This is a genomic window from Nocardia sp. XZ_19_231 (genome assembly GCF_015355705.1).
GTDB classification, from domain to species: domain Bacteria; phylum Actinomycetota; class Actinomycetes; order Mycobacteriales; family Mycobacteriaceae; genus Nocardia; species Nocardia salmonicida.
Genome location: NZ_JACUZI010000021.1, coordinates 1 through 1,436 on the forward strand (window position 1 = coordinate 1; position 1,436 = coordinate 1,436).

Annotated in this window: 1 pseudogene; it reads left to right on the forward strand. The window is 69.2% G+C overall.

Features of this window, described 5'->3' with window-relative positions:
- Nucleotides 1-1,124 (forward strand): annotated as a pseudogene (locus IBJ82_RS34360) (Fe-S oxidoreductase); the annotation flags it as partial.
- Nucleotides 1,125-1,436 lie beyond the last annotated feature (312 nt).

A 1,436-nucleotide genomic window follows, 5' to 3' on the forward strand; every position in this document is an offset into this window, starting at 1 on the left:
TCGATGTTTCGCAGTTGATGTTGGACTCGATCACTCGGATCGACGCGGAACAGTTGTCGGCGAATCTGGTTGTTGTTCAGGAGCCCAAGGCTGAACCGGAACCCGAGGTGGAGCCGGAGCCGGTGGCTGAGGTCGCGACCGCGACCGCGACCGCTGCGCCGAAGGCTGCTCCTGCTGGTGGCGGTCTGGGGATGAAGGGTGCCGCGAAGGCTCCCGGTGGCGGACTCGGCATGAAGGGCGCCGCCAAGGCTCCCGGTGCCAAGGCCTCCGCGGAAGCTGCCCCCGCAGCCGAAGCCCCCGCAGCCGCTCCGGCCAAGGGTCTGGGCATGAAGGGTGGAGCGAAGGCTCCCGGTGGTGGTCTCGGTATGAAGGGCGCTGCCAAGGCTCCCGGTGCCAAGGCTCCTGCGGCTGAGGCTGCCCCTGCTGCCGAAGCCCCCGAAGCCCCCGAAGCCCCCGCAGCTCCTGCGGTCAAGGGTTTGGGTATGAAGGGTGGAGCGAAGGCTCCCGGTGGTGGTCTCGGCATGAAGGGTGGGGCGAAGGCTCCCGGTGCGAAGGCTCCGGCCGCTCCCGCTGCGGAGGCTCCGGCCGCCGAAGCTCCTGCTGCCGAAGCCGCTTCCGCACCGGCCGCGCCGGTCAAGGGCCTCGGTATGAAGGGCAAGGCGAAGGCTCCGGGTGCCAAGGCAGCTGCTCCGGCGCCGACTGCTCCGGCAGCAGAGGCGGCTCCGGTGGCAGAGGCGGCTCCGGTGGCAGAGGCGGCTCCCGCTGAGGCTCCTGCCGCTCCTGAGGTTTCGGCTCCTGCGGAATCCAAGCCGTCGGTTCCCGCCAAGGGGCTTGCCATGAAGTCCGGTCTGAAGCGGCCCGGCCCGAAGGCTCCTGGCGCTGCTGCGGCTCCCGCTGCGGCCCCGGCTCCGGCGGCCCCGGCTGAACCTGCGGCCCCGGCTGAACCTGCGCCTGCGGCTGAACCCGCGGCTCCGGCAGAGCCGGAAGCCCCTGCGGCGGAGTCGGCCACCCAGGCCGAGCCGACCAACGGCAATGGCAACGGCACCTCGGTGGCGCCGCCGACCGCCAAGCCCGGCGGTCTCGGGTTCAAATCCGGTGCGAAGTCTCCGGGTCGCAAGAGCTGACGACTGAACACCCCAGTGAGGCGCGGATTCTCAGGAATCCGCGCCTCACTGTTTTTCTGCGCATGTACTCGCGCGCAATGTGGACCTACGGCCTTGAAGGACCTCGGTCGAGACGGCGGTCTCAGCTCAGCACTGGTTGGGTTCTTCGTTCTTCACCACTGACAGGACGGCTTCTCCCTCGCCGATTGTCAACGGCCATTCGTAAGTCCCCGCTGGTGGCCAACGGGAAGTCCCCACCCCCAGGCGGGGGTGGGGTGCTCAGATCAGGGGCGCTCACCTGCTTTCGTGCGGTGTTTCATCCGGTAGGAATCG